Here is a 17,870-nt window from a genome sequence, read left to right on the forward strand (position 1 = left end):
CTGATAAGGTTTTAGTTATTGGATAAAATGCTTAATTGAGGTGTCTTCCTATTACAATAAGAGTTATCATTAAGATGATCAATGCAAAAACAGAATGAGGATTCGCAAAATTAGTGGTGTATCCAAATTGCTTTATTTTTTTAGGGGGAAATAGTCTTTTATCTTTTGGGTTATAATAAAAAACACCCCAAATCCAATTATCAGGGTCATTTTCCCATTTGTTTTTGGTTTCTTCATCTGGGTCATTATCGTAATCCATAATTTGGAAGATTAATAGAGTTGATTTTCTTAAACGAATATAAATTTAATGAATTGTTTTATAAGGTACTTCCAAAAGATTATAAAAAACAAAAGGCTTCACTTTTAGGTGAAACCTTTATTATCTTGAATTAAATATAACCTCTTCTAGGTTTAATTGAGTTCTTTGGTTACAATCTGCATAGTCTCTCGGCTTACTTGCTTTAGTAAAACTTCTTTGTTTTCTTCAACGGTTTGTGCCGCTTCTTCACTAAAATGACGAATTGTATACAATGTTACATTGTCAGTAAAATCGACTTTGAATTTTTTCGAAAGAATCGCATTCAGTTCGTTGAAGTTTTCAAATTTATCTTCAACACAAACAGAGAAACTAATCGCTGAGTTCTGAATTAAATTTACCTTTAATTTAAATTCATGAAATAATCCAAAAATTTCACTGATATTTTCTTCCATGATAAAGGAGAAATCAATAGAAGAAAGCGAGATTAAAAGCTGGTTTCTTTTTACAATAAAACAAGGTAGATAAGGTTCTAAATCAACTCCTTTAGAAACACACGTTCCTTTTAATAGCGGGTTGATAAAAGATTTAACATATAACGGAATCTCTTTTTTCTGTAAGGGCTGTAATGTTTTCGGGTGAATAACCGTTGCACCGTAAAAAGCAAGTTCAATGGCTTCACGGTATGAAATCTGATTTAATAAACTCGCATTTTCAAAATAACGAGGATCTGCATTCATAACTCCCGGAACGTCTTTCCAGATGGTAACACTTTCAGCATTCAGGCAATAAGCAAAAATTCCGGCAGTATAGTCAGAACCTTCACGACCTAAAGTGGTAGTAAAATTATTTTCATCAGCCCCTAAAAATCCCTGAGTGATGTTTAATATTTTTCTTGTTACATTTTTGCTGATGTTTTGCTGGGTAGTTTCCCAATCTACTTCTGCATCTCTGTAATTAGAATCTGTTTTTATAAAATTACGAACATCAAGCCATTGCGTCTGAATTCCTCTGAAATTCATAAAATGACTTAGGATGTTTGTCGAAATCAATTCACCAAAACTCACAATCTGGTCGTAAACAAAATTGTAATTTGGAGATTTATTGTGTGCCAAAAAATATTCTAATTCTGAAAATTGCTCATTAATTGCAGCAAAAACTTCGTGTTTTTCGTCCTCAAATAAATCTAGTAATATTTGGGTGTGATATTTTTTTATCTCTTGTACAGAAGAACTAAGTTCTGCTGATTTATCGAAATAGTTTTTAATAACGACTTCTAATGCATTTGTGGTTTTTCCCATAGCCGAAACTACTAAAATCACATCTTCATAACCCACTTTTTGTAAAACGTCATAAACGTTCTTAATTCCTTCAGCATCTTTTACCGATGCACCACCAAATTTAAATACTCTCATCTTTAATTTGTATTGTTGAGATACACTGCAGTGCGTCTCTATCAGTTTTTTAAAATTTTAATATTTGACAGACCATCCTCCTTTTGTTCTGTCGCTTTTTGTTTGATTAGTTTATTTTTCTAAGTACGAATTAATGCCTGCTTCATCCATTTGAACTACTCTCCATTCCTCGATAACTTTTGCGCCAGAGTTCTCGTAGAAATTTACAGCTGGAGTATTCCAGTTGAGAACATTCCATTCAATTCTTCGAACATTTTCTTTTTTTCCTTGTTTCATTATTTCAGAATAAAGTGCAGATCCTAAACCGGTACCACGCATTTTTTCTTTTACAATTAAATCTTCAAGGTGTATTGTTTTTCCTTTCCAGCTAGAATAACGATAATAATACAATGCAATTCCAACAATTTCCTTATCAACATCTGCTACAAAAACATGAAACAATGGATTTTCTCCAAAACCATCACGAATCAAATCTTCTTCGGTTATTAAAACAGCATCGGGCTCTTTTTCGAATATTGCAAGCTCCTGAATCAGTGCTAAAACCGATTTCATATCTTCAGGTTTTCCTTTTCTAATATCCATAATTCATATTTTTAACCTGTTATTCTCTAATTAAGTATTTTTTTAAATGAAACTTTTTGTGTTTCATTAGCAAATATACAATAGTAGCAAACTAACGAAATAATTTTTGAATCATTCTCACAAAAAAAGCGATATTTGTGACTTATAATTAAAAACTACAACGATATAGCAATGGAAGAACGCAATAAAACACTGGGAGAGTTTATTATTGAGAACCAAAAAGCATTTCAGTATTCATCCGGTGAACTGTCCCGGATTATCAACTCTATACGTTTGGCGGCAAAAGTCGTAAACTATAAAGTAAACAAAGCTGGATTAGTGGATATAATTGGCGCAGTAGGCGAGCAAAATATTCAGGGAGAAGAACAGCAAAAATTAGATGTGTATGCAAACGAAGTATTTATCCAGACGTTAATAAACCGTGAGATTGTCTGTGGAATTGCTTCAGAAGAAAACGACGAATATATTACTGTCAAGGGGAGCGACAACAGTAATAATAATAAGTACGTGATCTTAATGGATCCTCTTGACGGATCTTCAAACATTGAAGTGAATGTTTCTTTGGGAACAATTTTTTCTGTTTTTAGAAGAGTCACCCCAATTGGAACTCCGGTAACAAGCGAGGATTTTTTACAGCCGGGCATTAATCAGGTGGCAGCCGGATACGTAATTTACGGAACATCTACTATGCTGGTGTACACAACAGGACATGGTGTAAACGGATTTACTTTAAATCCTGCCATTGGTACATTTTATTTGTCACATCCAAACATGCAATTTCCTAAAGACGGGAATATTTATTCGGTAAACGAAGGGAATTATGTACACTTTCCGCAAGGGGTTAAAAATTATATTAAATATTGTCAGCGCGAAGAAGAAGACAGACCTTACACTTCAAGATATATTGGAAGTTTAGTGTCTGATTTTCATAGAAATATGATTAAAGGAGGGATTTATTTATATCCAACAAGTTCAAAAGCACCAAAAGGGAAATTACGTTTGATGTATGAGTGCAATCCTATGGCCTTCATTGCAGAACAAGCCGGTGGAAAAGCAACAGACGGTTTTGGAAGAATTATGGAAATCCAGCCAACCGAACTGCATCAAAGAGTTCCGTTTTTCTGTGGAAGCATTAACATGGTAGAAAAGGCAGAAGAGTTTATGGCAGAAGCACAATAGCCATGATTTTTTTCTAAACGCAACCTTTTTACATTTTCAATGTCTTTTAAGTAAAATAAACCTTATGAAAAAAATATTGATTTTAGTTATCATGGTTCTGGCTCTATTTGGCTGTTCTAATGACGATTCGTCCGAATTAAGAATTCGATTATCGAATGCGAGTAAATTTAATTTTCAAAATATTACAGTAAATACTTCAACTGGAAATGTGAGTTTTGAGAATGTAAATTCCGGGCAGAATACGACATACAAAATATTTGCAAAAGCATACAGTTATGCATTTGTTGAGTTAGAAATTGACGGAAAAACGTATACATTGCAGCCTATTGATTATGTTGGAGAAACACTACTAAAAAAAGGAAATTATACATATGAGATTACTGCAAATGACTCTCAGGAACGATACGGAAAATTAAGTTTGACATTAGTCAAAAATTAAAATGCCAAATTCAGTTCTTATTAAATAAATTGTTGAAAATAAATAATTTGATATTTTGTAATTGATAATCTGGAGATATTATAAATAAAAGAAACCCGACAAATTTAAATTTGTCGGGTTTTATATTTAATCTAGATAACTGAAAAAGCAGAATATTATTTGTTCATGTGCTGCATTTCATAGATAAAGGTATCTCCATCTACTTTTTTGTCTACTAACGACAATGCTTTTGCAATGATATAATTTACATTGCTTGGAGTAAAACCTAAAGCAATACTTATCTTTTTTAATAATACTTCTTGTTTATCTTCAAGATGATGATCAACATGTACCATTCTTGTTAAATCATATAAACGCTCTAAACGCTGAACATATGAATAAGGTGGGTTGATAGGATATTTCAACGGATCTTCAAGGATTTCCTCGTACTCAGACTCTGTTATTTCTAAACGGGAAGCAAGTTTGTCCAAGAAGCTTTTTTCTTCAGGGTATACAACTCCGTCTGCTAATGCTACACGAACAATAGCTGAAAAGTGACCTTTATTTCTTTGTTTGAATTCGCTATCAAATAAATCTGAAAATGACATAATTAAAAGGGTTTTTATTAGGCAAAGATATATTTTATTTTAAATTATTAATTTTAAAGTTCTCATAAAATTTAACTTATTTTTATCCGTTCAATGAATAAGGGCTTTGTTTAATTTTCAAAATAAATCGTAAGTTTACAAGCCCAAATTAATTAATACAAGTAACCTCATGTCAGAATTTTGGATTTATTTTCAGATAGGTTTAAAGCATGTTTTAGATATTCATGCGTATGACCATGTGTTGTTTTTAATCGCTTTAACAACTCCGTATGCCTTTAAGGACTGGAAGAGGATTTTATTACTCGTTACGGTGTTTACGGTTGGGCATACATTAGCATTGTTGCTTTCTGTTTTTGGAATTATAGCCGTAAAAGCAAATTTGGTAGAGTTTTTAATTCCGGTTACAATTTTAATAACCGCATTTTTTAATCTTTTTACAGCTGGTAAAGCCTCTAAAAATGAAAGTATTAATCTTGTGTTTTTTCTGACCTTGTTTTTTGGAATTATTCACGGGCTAGGATTTTCAAATTATTTTAAGACTATTTTAGGTGGGACAGCTTCTTCAAAATTAGTACCTTTATTGGAATTTGCACTTGGAATTGAAGCAGCGCAATTAATAGTAGTTTTTGTGGTTTTGGTAATATCATATATCGTACAGACTGTGTTTCGTTTTTCAAAACGCGATTGGGCGCTTGTAATGTCGGCTTTTATTATCGGAGTTGTAATTCCGATGATTGTGGAAAGCCCAATTTGGAACAGATAAATTAAATGGAAATAAAAAAATTAAATAAATACGATAAAGCATATTTGCGAATTGCAAAAGAATGGGGTTCATTATCGTATTGTAAGCGTAAACAGGTTGGTGCAATTATCGTAAAAGACAGAATGATTATTTCTGATGGTTACAATGGTACACCATCCGGATTTGAAAATTGCTGTGAAGATGAAGATGGATTAACACGCTGGGATGTTTTACACGCTGAAGCAAATGCTATTTTGAAAGTAGCCAGATCAACACAATCGTGTGAAGGGGCGACCTTATATATTACGCTTTCGCCCTGCAAAGAATGCAGTAAATTAATACATCAGTCTGGTATAAAAAGAGTAGTGTATCAGGATGGATATCGTGATGATTCCGGAATTCAGTTTTTAATAAAAGCCGGTGTCGAAGTAGAACATATTCCTTTTTTAGAAGAATAATGAAATTCAATCCAAAATATTTGCCAATTATTATCGGAGCAACTTTTGCTCTTGGAACAGTTCTCGGAAGCCTTATGAATGCTCCTGTTGAGGATCAGTTTTTGGCAAAAAATTACTCTAAAACCAAGCTGAATAAACTAATTGATTTTATCAATAATGAGTATGTAGATAGTGTTAATACGGATTCGATTGTAAATCTGACTGTAGATAATATTCTGTCCAAATTAGACCCGCATTCTGTTTATATTCCGCCTAGTGAACAAGCAGAAGTTGCCGAAAGTATGAAAGGTGATTTTGTAGGTGTAGGAATTAATTTTTATATGTATAAAGATTCTGTAGCCATTATAAAACCTGTTGAAAACGGTCCTTCGGCAAAAGCCGGAATAAAATCCGGAGATCGCATTTTATATGCCGGAAAAACAAAATTATATGGCAGAAAATTGCCTTCTGACAGCTTGTTTTCTAAGTTAAAAGGCATAAAAGGTTCTGAAATCGAATTGACAATTTTTAGAAAATCAGAACAAAAGAAATTAAAGTTTAAAATCAAGAGAGATGTAATCCCGCTAAAAAGTGTTGATGCTTCTTTGTTGCTTGACAATAAAACAGGTTACATCAAAATCAATCGTTTTGCCGAAACAACTTATGATGAGTTTAAGGCTGGTTTGTCAAGATTAAAACAAAAAGGCATTCAGTCGCTGGTAATCGATCTTCGTGATAATGGCGGTGGTTATATGGAAGAGGCTGTGGCTATTGCCGATGAGTTTTTGAAAGACAAACAGCTTATCGTGTTTACCAAAAACAAAAATGGAACTACCGAAAAAACATACGCAACCAAAAGTGGAAGTTTTGAAACCGGAAAAGTAACCGTTTTGATTAATGAAAACAGTGCTTCGGCAAGTGAGATTCTGGCGGGTGCTATTCAGGACAACGATCGTGGAACTATCGTAGGAAGACGTTCTTTTGGAAAAGGTTTAGTACAGCGCGAAATGGATTTCAATGATGGTTCCGCTGTCCGTTTAACTGTTGCGAGGTATTACACCCCTACCGGAAGATCTATTCAAAAACCGTATGCCAAAGGAAACGAAGAATATTATAAAGAATCTGAGGCAAGGATAAAATCAGGTGAGTTGTATGCAAAAGACAGTATAAAAGTGGCCGATTCTTTAAAATTTAAAACACCAAAAGGGAAAATAGTATACGGAGGTGGCGGAATCGTTCCTGATGTTTTTGTGCCAATGGAAGCAGAGCACGGCAATGAAAATGTAGCTTACTTGCTGCAAACAGGAGTTGTAGGCCATTTTGTCTTTGAAGAACTGGATAAAAACAGAAATGCTTTCGCAGGACTTCATTTTAATGCGTTTTTGGACAAAATGAAAAAGTCTGATGTTTATTTTAAGAAATTCAAAAACTACATTTTTATGACCGGCCTGGATCTTAAGTTAGATAAAACCAAAGATTTGGTCAATCGTTATATTACTGCCGAGTTTGCCCGACAATTATACGGAGAATTGTATTATTATGATGTAATTTTAAAAGAGGATGCCATGATTAAAAAGGTTCTGAATGTAAAGAAATAATCTTCTAATTTTTTTATAATGAAAACAGAAACTATTGTAAATGCTGAAATCGAACTTCTGACAGCTATTAAAAAAGCGGATGTTTTGGTTTTAGAAAAGATGTTGCACGACGATTTGCTATTCAATTTGCCGGACGGAAATACCATTACTAAAGAATTCGATTTAGATTCCTATCGCTCAGGTAAAATAAAAATTGATTCACTGGAAGCTTCAGATCAAATTATCAATATAATTGGTGATACTGCTGTGGTTGCCGTGACCATTTCTTTAAAAGGAGCATTTAATAATGATCCAATAAGTGGTGTTTTTCGTTATGTCAGAGTCTGGAAACAATTTGATGAAAGTTTAAAAGTAATAGCAGGAAGCTGTGTCGCCTTACAATAAATAATAAAATAAAAAACATGAAAAATCTAATAAAAATAAGCTTTCTATTCGTTTTAATGACTTTTGTAGCTTCTTGTGCCTGTATGAAAGATAAAAATACAGTTTCAGGAAAAGTTGAATCTATTGAGAATGGTAAGGACGGTTATACGGCTAAAATCAATACAGCTAAAAATGAAGTTTATTTTGCAACAGTTAGTATTGTGAATGTTGGCGGGCCGGAAAACTTCAAAAGATTTAAAGAAGGAGATGAGGTTTCGGTACAAGGAGAAATCTGGAAAGCCGAAAATGAAAATCATATTAAGGTAGCCAGGATTATTTCGGTTAAATAAATTTTAGATACCTGAAGAAAAAAATAAAACCATTAAGAAATTAAGTTTATTTAGCAAAAATGCTAAATAAACTTAATTTCTTAATGGTTTGTAATTTTATAAAGAAACTTATTTTTGAAATTTTATCGAATACTGTCATGTGTATGAGTCTGCACGCCATTATTCCATAAAGTAAGAATATCAGTAGCAACAGCAGCGCCGCTTCCAGCAGCAATAGCCAGCTGACTTCTCCAGCCTGCCAAAGTTCCAATAACATAAATGCCATCGGCTACTTTATGATCGTCATTTTTAAGCTGGATACGTTGTTTTTCAGGTAAGGCTTTTTTGTGTGGTTCAACATATTGCATCAAACCTTCGATGTCAAAAGTATTCGCAGAGCCTATTCCTATTACAATGGTTTTTGTCTGGTAACAGTTTTTATTTGTAGTTACCGTAAATTCAGGATACATACCCTCAATTTTAATTACTTTCTCATTTGGAATCTGAGAAATGTGTGGGTATGTCTGAGTTAAATCTTCTGTGCTTTCAGATAATAATTCGGATCCTAATTTGCCTGGTTTTATGCCGTAAGCGTTATAAAAAATAGCTTCTTGTAACGAAGAATTTTTTTGATGTGTAAAAATTCCGATTTTTTTATCGGTAACAAAAGCTTTGTTTTTAGCAGAACCTAATACGAGAGCACAGGACATGCCAGAAACGCCTCCGCCAATAATTAAAACATCAAACATATTATCTGCCGTTTGTTTTTTCTTCGATACTTTTCGAAATTCTAAAAATTAAAAGAATTAAAACGGCACAGAATGAAGCGGCAATTCCAATTAAAGCTACTGCGCTGTCTCCCTGAAAAGGATTTTGGAAATCAAGCTGCGTAATATTAAAAACAATTAAAGCTAATGCCAAAAGCACTAAGATGGAAGTAAAGATTTTCATAAGGCTGTTTGTTTGTCTAAAATAGTAAAGAATAGCTTTTTAAGTGAAAAACTTTTGAGCTGTATTTTAGAATTTTATGTAGCAAATTTATAAAAATATCCTTTAGACGAACAAACCTTTAACATTAGCTGCGAATAATTTAACAGCTATTGCTAAGAGAATTACTCCAAATGTCTTGCGGACTACACCAAGTCCGTTTTCTCCCAGTAAATTTTCTATTTTTTTAGAGGATTTTAAAACGATGTAAACCAGGATAATATTTAATAGAATTGCAATAATAATATTAATGGTATGAAATTGAGATCGCAACGAAAGTAAAGTAGTCATGGTTCCTGCTCCGGCAATTAACGGAAAAGCTAATGGAACGATTGATGCTGATCCAGGTTCTTCATCACGGTAAATTCTAATTCCTAAAATCATCTCCAGTGCCAGAAAGAATAGCACAAACGAACCTGCTACTGCAAACGAATGTACATCAATTCCTATTAGATTCAATAGCCCTTCTCCAATAAAAAGAAAAACAATCATTATAGTACCTGCAACAAGTGAAGCTTTTTCAGATTCGATATGGCCTACTTTAGCTCGTAAATTCACAATAATCGGAATGGAACCCACAATATCAATAACAGCAAAAAGCACCATGCTTATTGTAATGATTTCTTTTAAACTGATTTCTAACATATCGTTTTGATTTTTAGGGGTTAAAAACTTTGCAAAAGTAGTTAATAAAGTTAGGTGATTTTTTGACACCATGTATTTTTGTTACAAAAACATGTTTTTGTTGTTAAAAATGAAATATTTGTAACAATGATGCTTTTTGTAACATAGTTTCGCAAACATTTTGTGCAAATATTCACGAAGTATTATTTTAAACATCATAAATAAGAATAAAACTTCAGTGAAAGTTATGTAAACCTTTACGAATCTCCATGCTGGATTTTTTATGTCTTTTCTTTGACTATCTTTGCACTTTATAAATTCAGTATTTTATTATCATGTTTCAATTAGGAAAAACCATTATTTCAGAAGATATTCTTGAAAAAGAATTTGTGTGCAACTTGTCAGCTTGTAAAGGAGTCTGCTGTGTTGACGGGGATGCCGGTGCTCCTTTAAGTGAAGCAGAGACAAAAATACTGGAAGAAATTTATCCGAAAGTAAAACCTTTTTTGCGCAAGGAAGGAATTGCAGCTATTGAAGCGCAGGGAACCTGGGTAAAAGGAACCGATGGCGATCTTGAAACGCCTTTAATCGATAATAAAGATTGTGCTTACGTGATTTTTGATGGTAAAACCGCTCTTTGCGGAATCGAGCAGGCTTATAATCAGGGAATCGTTGACTGGAAAAAACCTGTTTCCTGTCATTTGTATCCAATCCGTGTGAAAGATTTTACGGAATTCGCTGCAGTCAATTATGATAAATGGGATATTTGTGATGATGCCTGTTCTTTAGGAAAGGAATTAGAAGTTCCGGTTTATAAATTTGTCAAAGAGGCACTAATTCGCCGTTTTGGAGAAGACTGGTATTTAGAACTTGAGAAAGTTGCTGAAGAGCTAAAAAATAGCTAAGAAATAGCTGAAAAACGTAAAGAAATTTTTTGAAAAATATCTAATGCATAACGTGTATTTTTCACACCTATTTTGACTCAAAAAAATAAAAATTTCACTCAAAAAAAACTTTTTAAAAGAATTTAAAATACTTGCTTTTTATTCTAAAAATTCTATATTCTACGGGGGTTTAAGAGGAAATGACTAAACTTAAGTGTCTTATTTTCAAATAATTAAATAATTGTATGAAAATCATGTCATTTATCGTAGTTGTTAAAAACTATGTCAGATTGTGAATAAGTTTGAGTTTGATTTTTGACGACAAATGACAATCTTTGTAATCGTTCTGAATAAGGGGAAATTCATTATAAAAATTAAACAAAAAACAACAATGTCACAAGTTGAACCAATACTACAAGAAAACAAGAATCGTTTCGTTATTTTTCCAATTAAACATCATGATATTTGGGAATGGTATAAAAAAATGGAAGCTAGTTTTTGGACTGCCGAAGAAATTGATTTGCATCAGGACTTGACAGATTGGAACAATAAATTAAGTGACGACGAAAGATATTTCATTAAACACATTTTGGCATTTTTTGCTGCTTCTGACGGAATCGTAAATGAAAACCTGGCTGAGAACTTTGTAAATGAGGTACAATATGCCGAAGCTAAATTTTTCTACGGTTTCCAAATTATGATGGAGAATATTCACAGTGAGACTTATTCTTTATTAATTGATACTTATGTCAAAGACGAAGCAGAAAAAGCAGAATTGTTTAATGCCTTAGAAGTATTCCCTGCAATTGGTAAAAAAGCAGAATGGGCTTTAAAATGGATCGAGTCTGATTCGTTTGCTGAAAGGCTGATTGCTTTTGCTGCGGTTGAAGGAATTTTCTTTTCAGGAGCTTTTTGTTCTATTTATTGGTTAAAAAAACGTGGTTTAATGCCAGGTTTGACTTTCTCTAATGAATTGATTTCCCGCGACGAAGGTGTACATTGTGATTTTGCGGTTCACCTGCATAATCACCATTTGATTAACAAAGTTCCAAAAGAAAGAATTAAAGAAATCATTGTTGATGCTTTAAATATCGAAAGAGAATTTGTTACAGAATCTCTTCCGGTTAGTTTGATTGGAATGAATGCAACTTTAATGACACAATATTTAGAATTTGTTGCAGACAGATTATTAGTAGAATTAGGTTGTGAACGTGTATATGGATCGGCAAATCCGTTTGATTTCATGGACATGATTTCTCTTCAGGGAAAAACCAATTTCTTTGAAAAACGTGTTGCAGAGTATCAAAAATCAGGTGTGATGAACACAGATAGTGATGCTCAGAAAATTTCATTCGATGCAGATTTTTAGACAACAAAAATATTTTAGTGTTTAACCCCAAAATAAACACTGATTAAGATTAAAATTTTATAACAAAACATTTTTAGAATCTCTTTTCCCAAATCGAAGATTCAATAATTTTCAACGCTTTTTCGGTCTGATTTCAGATTGGAATAGGGTAGCTATTGAGAATGCTGTAATTCTCAAAAAATAATTAAAAATCACACAATGTTTAAGTGCTGGAATTCGTTTTCCAGTGACTTTAATTTTTTCAATAACACTAAAAAAGTAAGCTTATGTATGTAGTAAAAAGAGATGGCCACAAAGAGCCGGTAATGTTTGATAAGATTACAGAAAGAATCAAAAAATTGTGTTACGGGCTTAATGAGCTTGTAGATCCTGTTAAGGTAGCCATGAGAGTTATCGAAGGATTGTATGACGGAGTTTCTACATCTGAACTTGATAATCTTGCTGCAGAAACAGCGGCTTCTATGACTATTGCACATCCTGATTATGCGCAATTGGCAGCTCGTGTGGCAATCTCAAACCTGCATTCAAATACTAAAAAATCGTTCTCAGAAACGATGAAAGATATGTATCACTACGTAAATCCAAGAAACGGTCAGGATGCACCATTAATTGCTGATGACGTATATAAAGTGATTCAGGAAAATGCAGCTTTCTTAGATTCTCATATCATTTATACCAGAGATTTCAATTACGATTATTTTGGTTTTAAAACCTTAGAGCGTTCGTATTTGTTGAAAATCAATGGAAAAATCGTTGAGCGTCCACAGCATATGTTGATGCGTGTTTCGGTAGGGATTCACTTAGATGATTTAAAATCGGTAATTGAGACTTACGATTTAATGTCTAAAAAATATTTCACGCATGCAACGCCAACGTTGTTCAATGCTGGAACTCCAAAACCACAAATGTCTTCTTGTTTCCTTTTGGCTATGCAGGATGACAGTATTGATGGTATTTACGATACTTTAAAACAAACAGCAAAAATCTCGCAATCAGCAGGAGGAATTGGTCTTTCTATTCATAACGTTCGTGCAACAGGATCTTACATTCGCGGTACAAACGGAACTTCAAACGGAATTGTTCCAATGTTGAGAGTATTCAATGATACAGCACGTTATGTAGATCAGGGTGGTGGAAAACGTAAAGGAAGCTTTGCGATTTACATCGAAACCTGGCATGCGGATATCTTCGATTTCTTAGATTTAAAGAAAAATACAGGAAAAGAAGAAATGCGTGCAAGAGATTTATTCTTTGCTATGTGGACATCCGATTTATTCATGAAGCGTGTTCAGGAAGATGGCTCCTGGACGTTAATGTGTCCTAACGAATGTCCTGGATTATATGATGTTTACGGAGAAGAATTCGAAAAATTATACCTCGATTACGAATTCAGAGGAAAAGGAAGAAAAACAATCCGTGCCCGTGAATTATGGGAGAAAATCCTGGAATCTCAAATCGAAACGGGAACGCCTTATATGTTGTACAAAGATGCAGCAAACCGTAAATCGAACCACAAGAATTTAGGGACAATTCGTTCTTCAAACTTGTGTACTGAGATTATGGAGTACACATCAAAAGATGAAATCGCGGTTTGTAATTTAGCTTCAATCTCATTACCAATGTTTATTGAAAACGGAAAATTCGATCACGAAGCACTTTACAATGTTACAAAACGTGTAACTCGTAACCTGAATAAAGTAATCGACAGAAACTACTATCCGGTAAAAGAAGCTGAAAATTCTAACATGCGTCACCGTCCGGTAGGATTGGGCGTGCAAGGTCTGGCAGATGCTTTTATCATGTTGCGTATGCCGTTTACAAGTGATGAAGCTAAAAAATTAAACCAGGAAATTTTCGAAACGTTATACTTCGCAGCCGTAACCGCTTCTATGGAAATGGCGAAAGAAGAAGGGCCATATTCTACATTTGAAGGTTCTCCAATGTCTAAAGGAGAATTCCAATACAACATGTGGGGAATGAAAGATGAGGAATTATCTGGTCGTTGGGACTGGGCTTCCTTAAGAAAAGAAGTAGTAGAGCACGGAGTTCGTAACTCATTATTGGTTGCGCCAATGCCGACAGCGTCTACTTCTCAGATTTTAGGAAACAACGAAGCATTCGAACCATATACTTCAAACATTTATACGCGTCGTGTATTGTCTGGAGAGTTCATCGTAGTAAACAAGCATTTATTGCATGATTTGGTTGAAAGAGGTTTATGGAACGAGTCATTGAAACAGGAAATCATGCGTCATAACGGATCTGTTCAAAACATTGATGTGATTCCGCAAGACCTGAAAGAATTGTATAAAACGGTTTGGGAAATGTCGATGAAAGATATTATCGATATGTCCCGTCAAAGAGGATATTTCATTGACCAGTCTCAGTCACTGAACTTATTCATGCAGGATGCCAACTATTCTAAACTTACATCAATGCACTTCTACGCTTGGCAATCCGGTTTAAAAACAGGTATGTATTACCTAAGAACAAAATCAGCAGTTGATGCAATTAAGTTCACATTGAACAACGATAAAAAAGAAGAAACACCAGCTTTAGTTGCTGAAACTGAAGAAATCAATATTGAGGAATACAAAGCGATGTTGTTAAAAGCACAAGCTGCAGGTCCTGAGGATTGTGAAATGTGTGGGTCTTAATTTTTTTAGAATAAAGAAGATAGAATAAAGAGAAAAGATTTATTATGAGTAATAGAAAGCAGTTATTGTCATGATAGCTGCTTTTTTTTATCCATAATCTTTGTCATTCCGAGGAACGAGGAATCTTCGCAAGAAACTCGACAAAGATTGATGATTTGTATTGCAGAGTTTATTGTGAAGATCCTTCCTCCGTCAGGATGACAAAACGGTGAGAAAAATCATTAAGGATTAATAACTGCAAGTCCCACAAGTATTTTAAGATTGATAAACTTTGAAAATAGTAATTTCAATCAAACAAATTGTTCAAAAAATCCAAATCTGGATTAAGAGTTTTAATTAACTCAATTTTTTTATTTCTACTCCAGCCTTTTATTTCTTTTTCACGACTAATAGCTTCTTGAATCCAAGTAAATTTTTCATAATACAATAAAAACTCAACTTTATATTTTGAAGCAAAACTTTTATTTCCATCAGTAATATTTTCTTTATGCTGAATTAAACGAATTTTTAAATTGTTGGTTACTCCAGTATAGAAAACAGTTTTTGATTTGTTTGTTATAATGTAGATGTAATAAGTATGGGAGCCTTCGTATATTAGCATGGCAAATTTTTTTAAATCACAAATAAAGAAAGATTTTTCTTGTTTTAAATGCATTTTACTAAAAAATATGTGAACCTATTGGTGCGGAGTTTCTTGCGAAGATTCCTCGTTCCTCGGAATGACAATTTTCATGAGAAAATTTTGCTTTACAATAGTCAACAGCTTTTAAATCTTAGTAATGTTTTAGGTCATTTGAATTAAACCTTTTCAAAAAACAAAAGTCTTATTTTAAACAAACCTCTTTGTTATGAAAAAAAGCAATCTTTGGTCGTTACGATTAGGCTTCTCAGGAAAGGAAGCTGCTAAAATTGAAAAAATAGGATTAGAAAAATTTCTAAAGAGATCTTATGATTCAAAGTTCGATAATCAACTTCCTGCTTTTTTACAAGACAGTCCCAAAACAATTGCTGAATATAAAGAATTACGTCAGTCCGTAAAAAATCTCGATCCAGAAGAGAAAAATAAAATTCAGAGAAAAGAAACCTTAACTACAGCTGAATTAAAAAAATGGTGGGTTGCCAAAATGCAAACCGATGAATTTCCGTTACGTGAAAAAATGGTTTGTTTCTGGCACAATCATTTTGTTTCTACTTCCCAAAAAGTAAAAATCAATTACTGGATTTACCAGCACAATATGATTTTACGTGAAAATGCTTTTGGAAATTTCAAGGAACTTACCAAAAAAATGGTAAAATCGAATGCTATGGTCAAATACCTTGATAATGTCGATAATAAAAAAGGCAAAATTAACGAAAACTTAAGCCGTGAGTTGCTGGAACTATTCACCATCGGAATCGGCAATTATACCGAAGAAGATATAAAAAACGGAGCAAGAGCTTTGGCCGGATTGAATTATGGTGATGAAGGAGCTGTTTACAAAAAAAACGCCGAAGATAACAGCAACAAAACCTATTTTGGAAGAACGGGAAACTGGAAAGCCGATGATTTAGTTGACATTATTTTTGAACAAAAAAGCATTCCGTATTTAATTACACGAAAAATTCTGAAATGGTTTCTTTATGATAATCCCTCAGAAGAATCGGTGAAATATTATGGTGACTATTTCAGGAAAGTAAATTTTGAAATGAAACCGTTGCTTACTAAAATCTTTACTGAAGAATATGCCAAAGATGTTTCGGGCAATAAAATCAAAGACCCTCTGGTTTATATTTTTCAGCTTATTGATGAATTGCAGTTAAAAGATTACGATGAAGCGATGATTGTTGCTTTTCTAAAACAGCAGGGAATGGATTTGTACAATCAGGTCAATGTGAAAGGCTGGGATGGAGGAAATTCATGGCTGACTTCGCAGGTTTATCTACAACGAAACAATACTTCGGACTTGCTTTGCAGCGGGCGAAAACTTTCAAAAAAAGTACTTAATTCGATGAATAATGAAAACCCGAAACCTAAATTAGAATTGGAGAAAAGAGAGGTAAAAGTTGAATTTGATGCCAACGGAAATAATAAAACCATTATTGCCGAATTGTCAAACAGATTGTTGTTTAATGTAAACGAATCCATGCAAAAAGATATGGAAAATCTGCTTAAATATGATTTTGATCCTAAAGAGCCCAATGCCAATTTTGCAGTAGTGCGTTTGTTTAATTATATCACCAAATTACCCGAATACCAGTTAATTTAAAATGCTATCATCATGAACAGAAGAAATTTTCTAACCTTAACTGGAACTTTTACGGGCGGAATGCTCGTGCTTCCAAGTTTTTTGCATGCATTTGGCGAACAAAGTAATTTGGTAATCGGTGAACAGTGCCTGGTTTTTGTTCAGCTCAACGGAGGAAACGACGGACTGAATACTTTTATTCCTTACGATGATCCGTTGTATTACGAATACAGAACTAAAATTGCCCTGAATAAAGATATAGTGGTGGGCAAAAATAAAGGAATGGCATTTCATCCGGCATTAAAAGATTTTGCTCAGATGCAGCAAAACGGAGATTTAACCGTAATTCAGAATGTCGGTTATCCGGAACCGGTTCGTTCGCATTTCCGCAGTCAGGAGATTTGGCAGACAGCTGCAGATTCTAATAAATACATCAACGAAGGCTGGTTAGGAAGATATCTGGATTTACAATGTCACGACCATCAGCCAACAGCCGGGATCAATCTCGATTCGATTGACAATCTGGCCTTGAAAGGTTTGGAGCCGAATGCAATTACAGTAAAAGATCCCGATCGTTTTAAAGTGAAATCAAATAAGGAAAATGAAAAGCTGTCTGAAAATCCGCAATTGGATTTTGTTCGGAAAATAGCTAACTCGGTTGTAGAAGGTTCAGATGATATTCAGAATGCACTAAAACAATCCAAAACAGAAATCAGTTATCCAAAAACAGGATTGTCTAAAAATCTCGAATGGATTGCGAGGCTGGTAAAAGGAAACCTGAATTCAAAAGTGTATTATACATCACTTGGCGGATTTGACACGCACGACAATCAGCTTTCTCTTCATGAAAGAAAATTGACAGAACTGAATGATGCGTTATTTAGTTTTTATACGGATCTGAAGCAGGCAAAATTGCTTCAAAACGTTACAATCGTGGTGTTTTCTGAATTTGGAAGACGTGTAAAAGACAACGGAAGCGGAACAGATCACGGAACTGCAGCGCCAATGTTTGTGATTGGAGGAAATAACAAAGGAACAATTCTGGGCAATAATCCAAATTTAGCCGATTTGGATAATGGCGATCTAAAACACCAAATTGATTTCAGGTCTGTTTATGCTTCCTTGTTGCAGCAAAAAATGGGCTTCGATTATTCAAAAATTGGAATTAAGAATAGTCCGGTTTCAGGATTGTTTTAG

At 33.7% G+C, this 17,870-nt stretch carries 20 protein-coding genes; 12 read left to right on the forward strand and 8 right to left on the reverse strand.

The window, feature by feature from the left end; genetic code table 11:
* Positions 1 to 31 precede the first annotated feature (31 nt).
* From JE46_RS10555 to JE46_RS10565, 3 genes are all read right to left on the reverse strand, one after another.
* Positions 32 to 259, reverse strand: a complete 228-nt coding sequence (locus tag JE46_RS10555) for a DUF5808 domain-containing protein (protein ID WP_031455246.1) — start codon at positions 257 to 259, stop codon at positions 32 to 34.
* Between the two features lie 152 nt (positions 260 to 411).
* On the reverse strand, positions 412 to 1,671 hold the full coding sequence (locus JE46_RS10560; protein ID WP_031455247.1) for an aspartate kinase: 1,260 nt from the start codon (positions 1,669 to 1,671) through the stop codon (positions 412 to 414).
* Between the two features lie 111 nt (positions 1,672 to 1,782).
* Complete coding sequence (locus tag JE46_RS10565) at positions 1,783 to 2,253, reverse strand: GNAT family N-acetyltransferase (protein ID WP_031455248.1); 471 nt, start codon at positions 2,251 to 2,253, stop codon at positions 1,783 to 1,785.
* Positions 2,254 to 2,424: 171 nt separating this feature from the next.
* On the opposite strand from JE46_RS10565, the gene fbp reads away from it, so the two are divergent.
* Positions 2,425 to 3,432, forward strand: a complete 1,008-nt coding sequence (gene fbp, locus JE46_RS10570; protein WP_031455249.1) for a class 1 fructose-bisphosphatase — start codon at positions 2,425 to 2,427, stop codon at positions 3,430 to 3,432.
* A 64-nt stretch (positions 3,433 to 3,496) separates the two neighbouring features.
* Positions 3,497 to 3,871 carry a hypothetical protein gene (locus JE46_RS10575; RefSeq protein WP_031455250.1) on the forward strand — a complete coding sequence of 125 codons (375 nt, stop codon included), beginning with the start codon at positions 3,497 to 3,499 and terminating at the stop codon, positions 3,869 to 3,871.
* 155 nt (positions 3,872 to 4,026) lie between these two features.
* Here JE46_RS10575 and JE46_RS10580 read toward each other — a convergent pair whose 3' ends face one another.
* Positions 4,027 to 4,458, reverse strand: coding sequence for a TerB family tellurite resistance protein (locus JE46_RS10580; RefSeq protein WP_031455251.1), 432 nt, complete (start codon positions 4,456 to 4,458; stop codon positions 4,027 to 4,029).
* 169 nt (positions 4,459 to 4,627) lie between these two features.
* Here JE46_RS10580 and JE46_RS10585 point away from each other — a divergent pair, with 169 nt between their 5' ends.
* From JE46_RS10585 to JE46_RS10605, 5 genes are read left to right on the forward strand one after another with little or no spacing between them, the layout of a single operon-like run.
* Positions 4,628 to 5,221 (forward strand): HupE/UreJ family protein, encoded by a 594-nt coding sequence (locus JE46_RS10585; RefSeq protein WP_031455252.1) that lies wholly within the window; start codon positions 4,628 to 4,630, stop codon positions 5,219 to 5,221.
* 5 nt (positions 5,222 to 5,226) lie between these two features.
* Positions 5,227 to 5,658, forward strand: a complete 432-nt coding sequence (locus tag JE46_RS10590; protein WP_031455253.1) for a deoxycytidylate deaminase — start codon at positions 5,227 to 5,229, stop codon at positions 5,656 to 5,658.
* Entirely contained in the window at positions 5,658 to 7,235 is a 1,578-nt protein-coding gene (locus JE46_RS10595) for a S41 family peptidase (RefSeq protein ID WP_031455254.1), read from the forward strand. Before JE46_RS10590 ends, JE46_RS10595 begins: the two co-directional genes overlap by 1 nt.
* An 18-nt stretch (positions 7,236 to 7,253) precedes the next feature.
* Positions 7,254 to 7,619: a nuclear transport factor 2 family protein gene (locus JE46_RS10600; protein ID WP_031455255.1), complete on the forward strand. Its 366-nt coding sequence runs from the start codon at positions 7,254 to 7,256 to the stop codon at positions 7,617 to 7,619.
* Positions 7,620 to 7,636: 17 nt separating this feature from the next.
* Positions 7,637 to 7,948, forward strand: a complete 312-nt coding sequence (locus JE46_RS10605; RefSeq protein ID WP_031455256.1) for a hypothetical protein — start codon at positions 7,637 to 7,639, stop codon at positions 7,946 to 7,948.
* 122 nt (positions 7,949 to 8,070) lie between these two features.
* Here JE46_RS10605 and JE46_RS10610 read toward each other — a convergent pair whose 3' ends face one another.
* The 3 genes from JE46_RS10610 to JE46_RS10620 all read right to left on the reverse strand — a co-directional run bounded on the left by JE46_RS10610 (position 8,071) and on the right by JE46_RS10620 (position 9,559).
* Positions 8,071 to 8,676, reverse strand: a complete 606-nt coding sequence (locus JE46_RS10610) for an FAD-dependent oxidoreductase (RefSeq protein WP_031455257.1) — start codon at positions 8,674 to 8,676, stop codon at positions 8,071 to 8,073.
* Between the two features lies 1 nt (position 8,677).
* Positions 8,678 to 8,878 (reverse strand): hypothetical protein, encoded by a 201-nt coding sequence (locus JE46_RS10615; protein ID WP_031455258.1) that lies wholly within the window; start codon positions 8,876 to 8,878, stop codon positions 8,678 to 8,680.
* Positions 8,879 to 8,980: 102 nt separating this feature from the next.
* The gene (locus JE46_RS10620; RefSeq protein ID WP_031455259.1) at positions 8,981 to 9,559 is read right to left on the reverse strand and encodes a MarC family protein; all 579 of its coding nucleotides are present in this window, start codon (positions 9,557 to 9,559) and stop codon (positions 8,981 to 8,983) included.
* Positions 9,560 to 9,873: 314 nt separating this feature from the next.
* On the opposite strand from JE46_RS10620, the gene JE46_RS10625 reads away from it, so the two are divergent.
* The 3 genes from JE46_RS10625 to JE46_RS10635 all read left to right on the forward strand — a co-directional run bounded on the left by JE46_RS10625 (position 9,874) and on the right by JE46_RS10635 (position 14,448).
* Positions 9,874 to 10,443, forward strand: coding sequence for a DUF3109 family protein (locus JE46_RS10625; protein ID WP_031455260.1), 570 nt, complete (start codon positions 9,874 to 9,876; stop codon positions 10,441 to 10,443).
* A gap of 370 nt (positions 10,444 to 10,813) precedes the next feature.
* A complete protein-coding gene (locus JE46_RS10630) occupies positions 10,814 to 11,791 on the forward strand; it encodes a ribonucleotide-diphosphate reductase subunit beta (RefSeq protein ID WP_031455261.1) in 978 nt (325 codons plus the stop codon).
* Positions 11,792 to 12,057: 266 nt separating this feature from the next.
* Positions 12,058 to 14,448: a ribonucleoside-diphosphate reductase subunit alpha gene (locus tag JE46_RS10635; RefSeq protein ID WP_031455262.1), complete on the forward strand. Its 2,391-nt coding sequence runs from the start codon at positions 12,058 to 12,060 to the stop codon at positions 14,446 to 14,448.
* A gap of 286 nt (positions 14,449 to 14,734) precedes the next feature.
* On the opposite strand, the gene JE46_RS10640 is transcribed toward JE46_RS10635, so the two are convergent.
* Positions 14,735 to 15,049, reverse strand: a complete 315-nt coding sequence (locus JE46_RS10640) for a GIY-YIG nuclease family protein (protein ID WP_031455263.1) — start codon at positions 15,047 to 15,049, stop codon at positions 14,735 to 14,737.
* A gap of 247 nt (positions 15,050 to 15,296) precedes the next feature.
* Here JE46_RS10640 and JE46_RS10645 point away from each other — a divergent pair, with 247 nt between their 5' ends.
* Together JE46_RS10645 and JE46_RS10650 are read left to right on the forward strand one after the other, a co-directional pair.
* Positions 15,297 to 16,694 (forward strand): DUF1800 domain-containing protein, encoded by a 1,398-nt coding sequence (locus tag JE46_RS10645; RefSeq protein ID WP_031455264.1) that lies wholly within the window; start codon positions 15,297 to 15,299, stop codon positions 16,692 to 16,694.
* Positions 16,695 to 16,706: 12 nt separating this feature from the next.
* Entirely contained in the window at positions 16,707 to 17,870 is a 1,164-nt protein-coding gene (locus JE46_RS10650; RefSeq protein WP_031455265.1) for a DUF1501 domain-containing protein, read from the forward strand.

This window comes from Flavobacterium chungangense LMG 26729, from assembly GCF_000735715.2.
Taxonomy (GTDB): domain Bacteria; phylum Bacteroidota; class Bacteroidia; order Flavobacteriales; family Flavobacteriaceae; genus Flavobacterium; species Flavobacterium chungangense.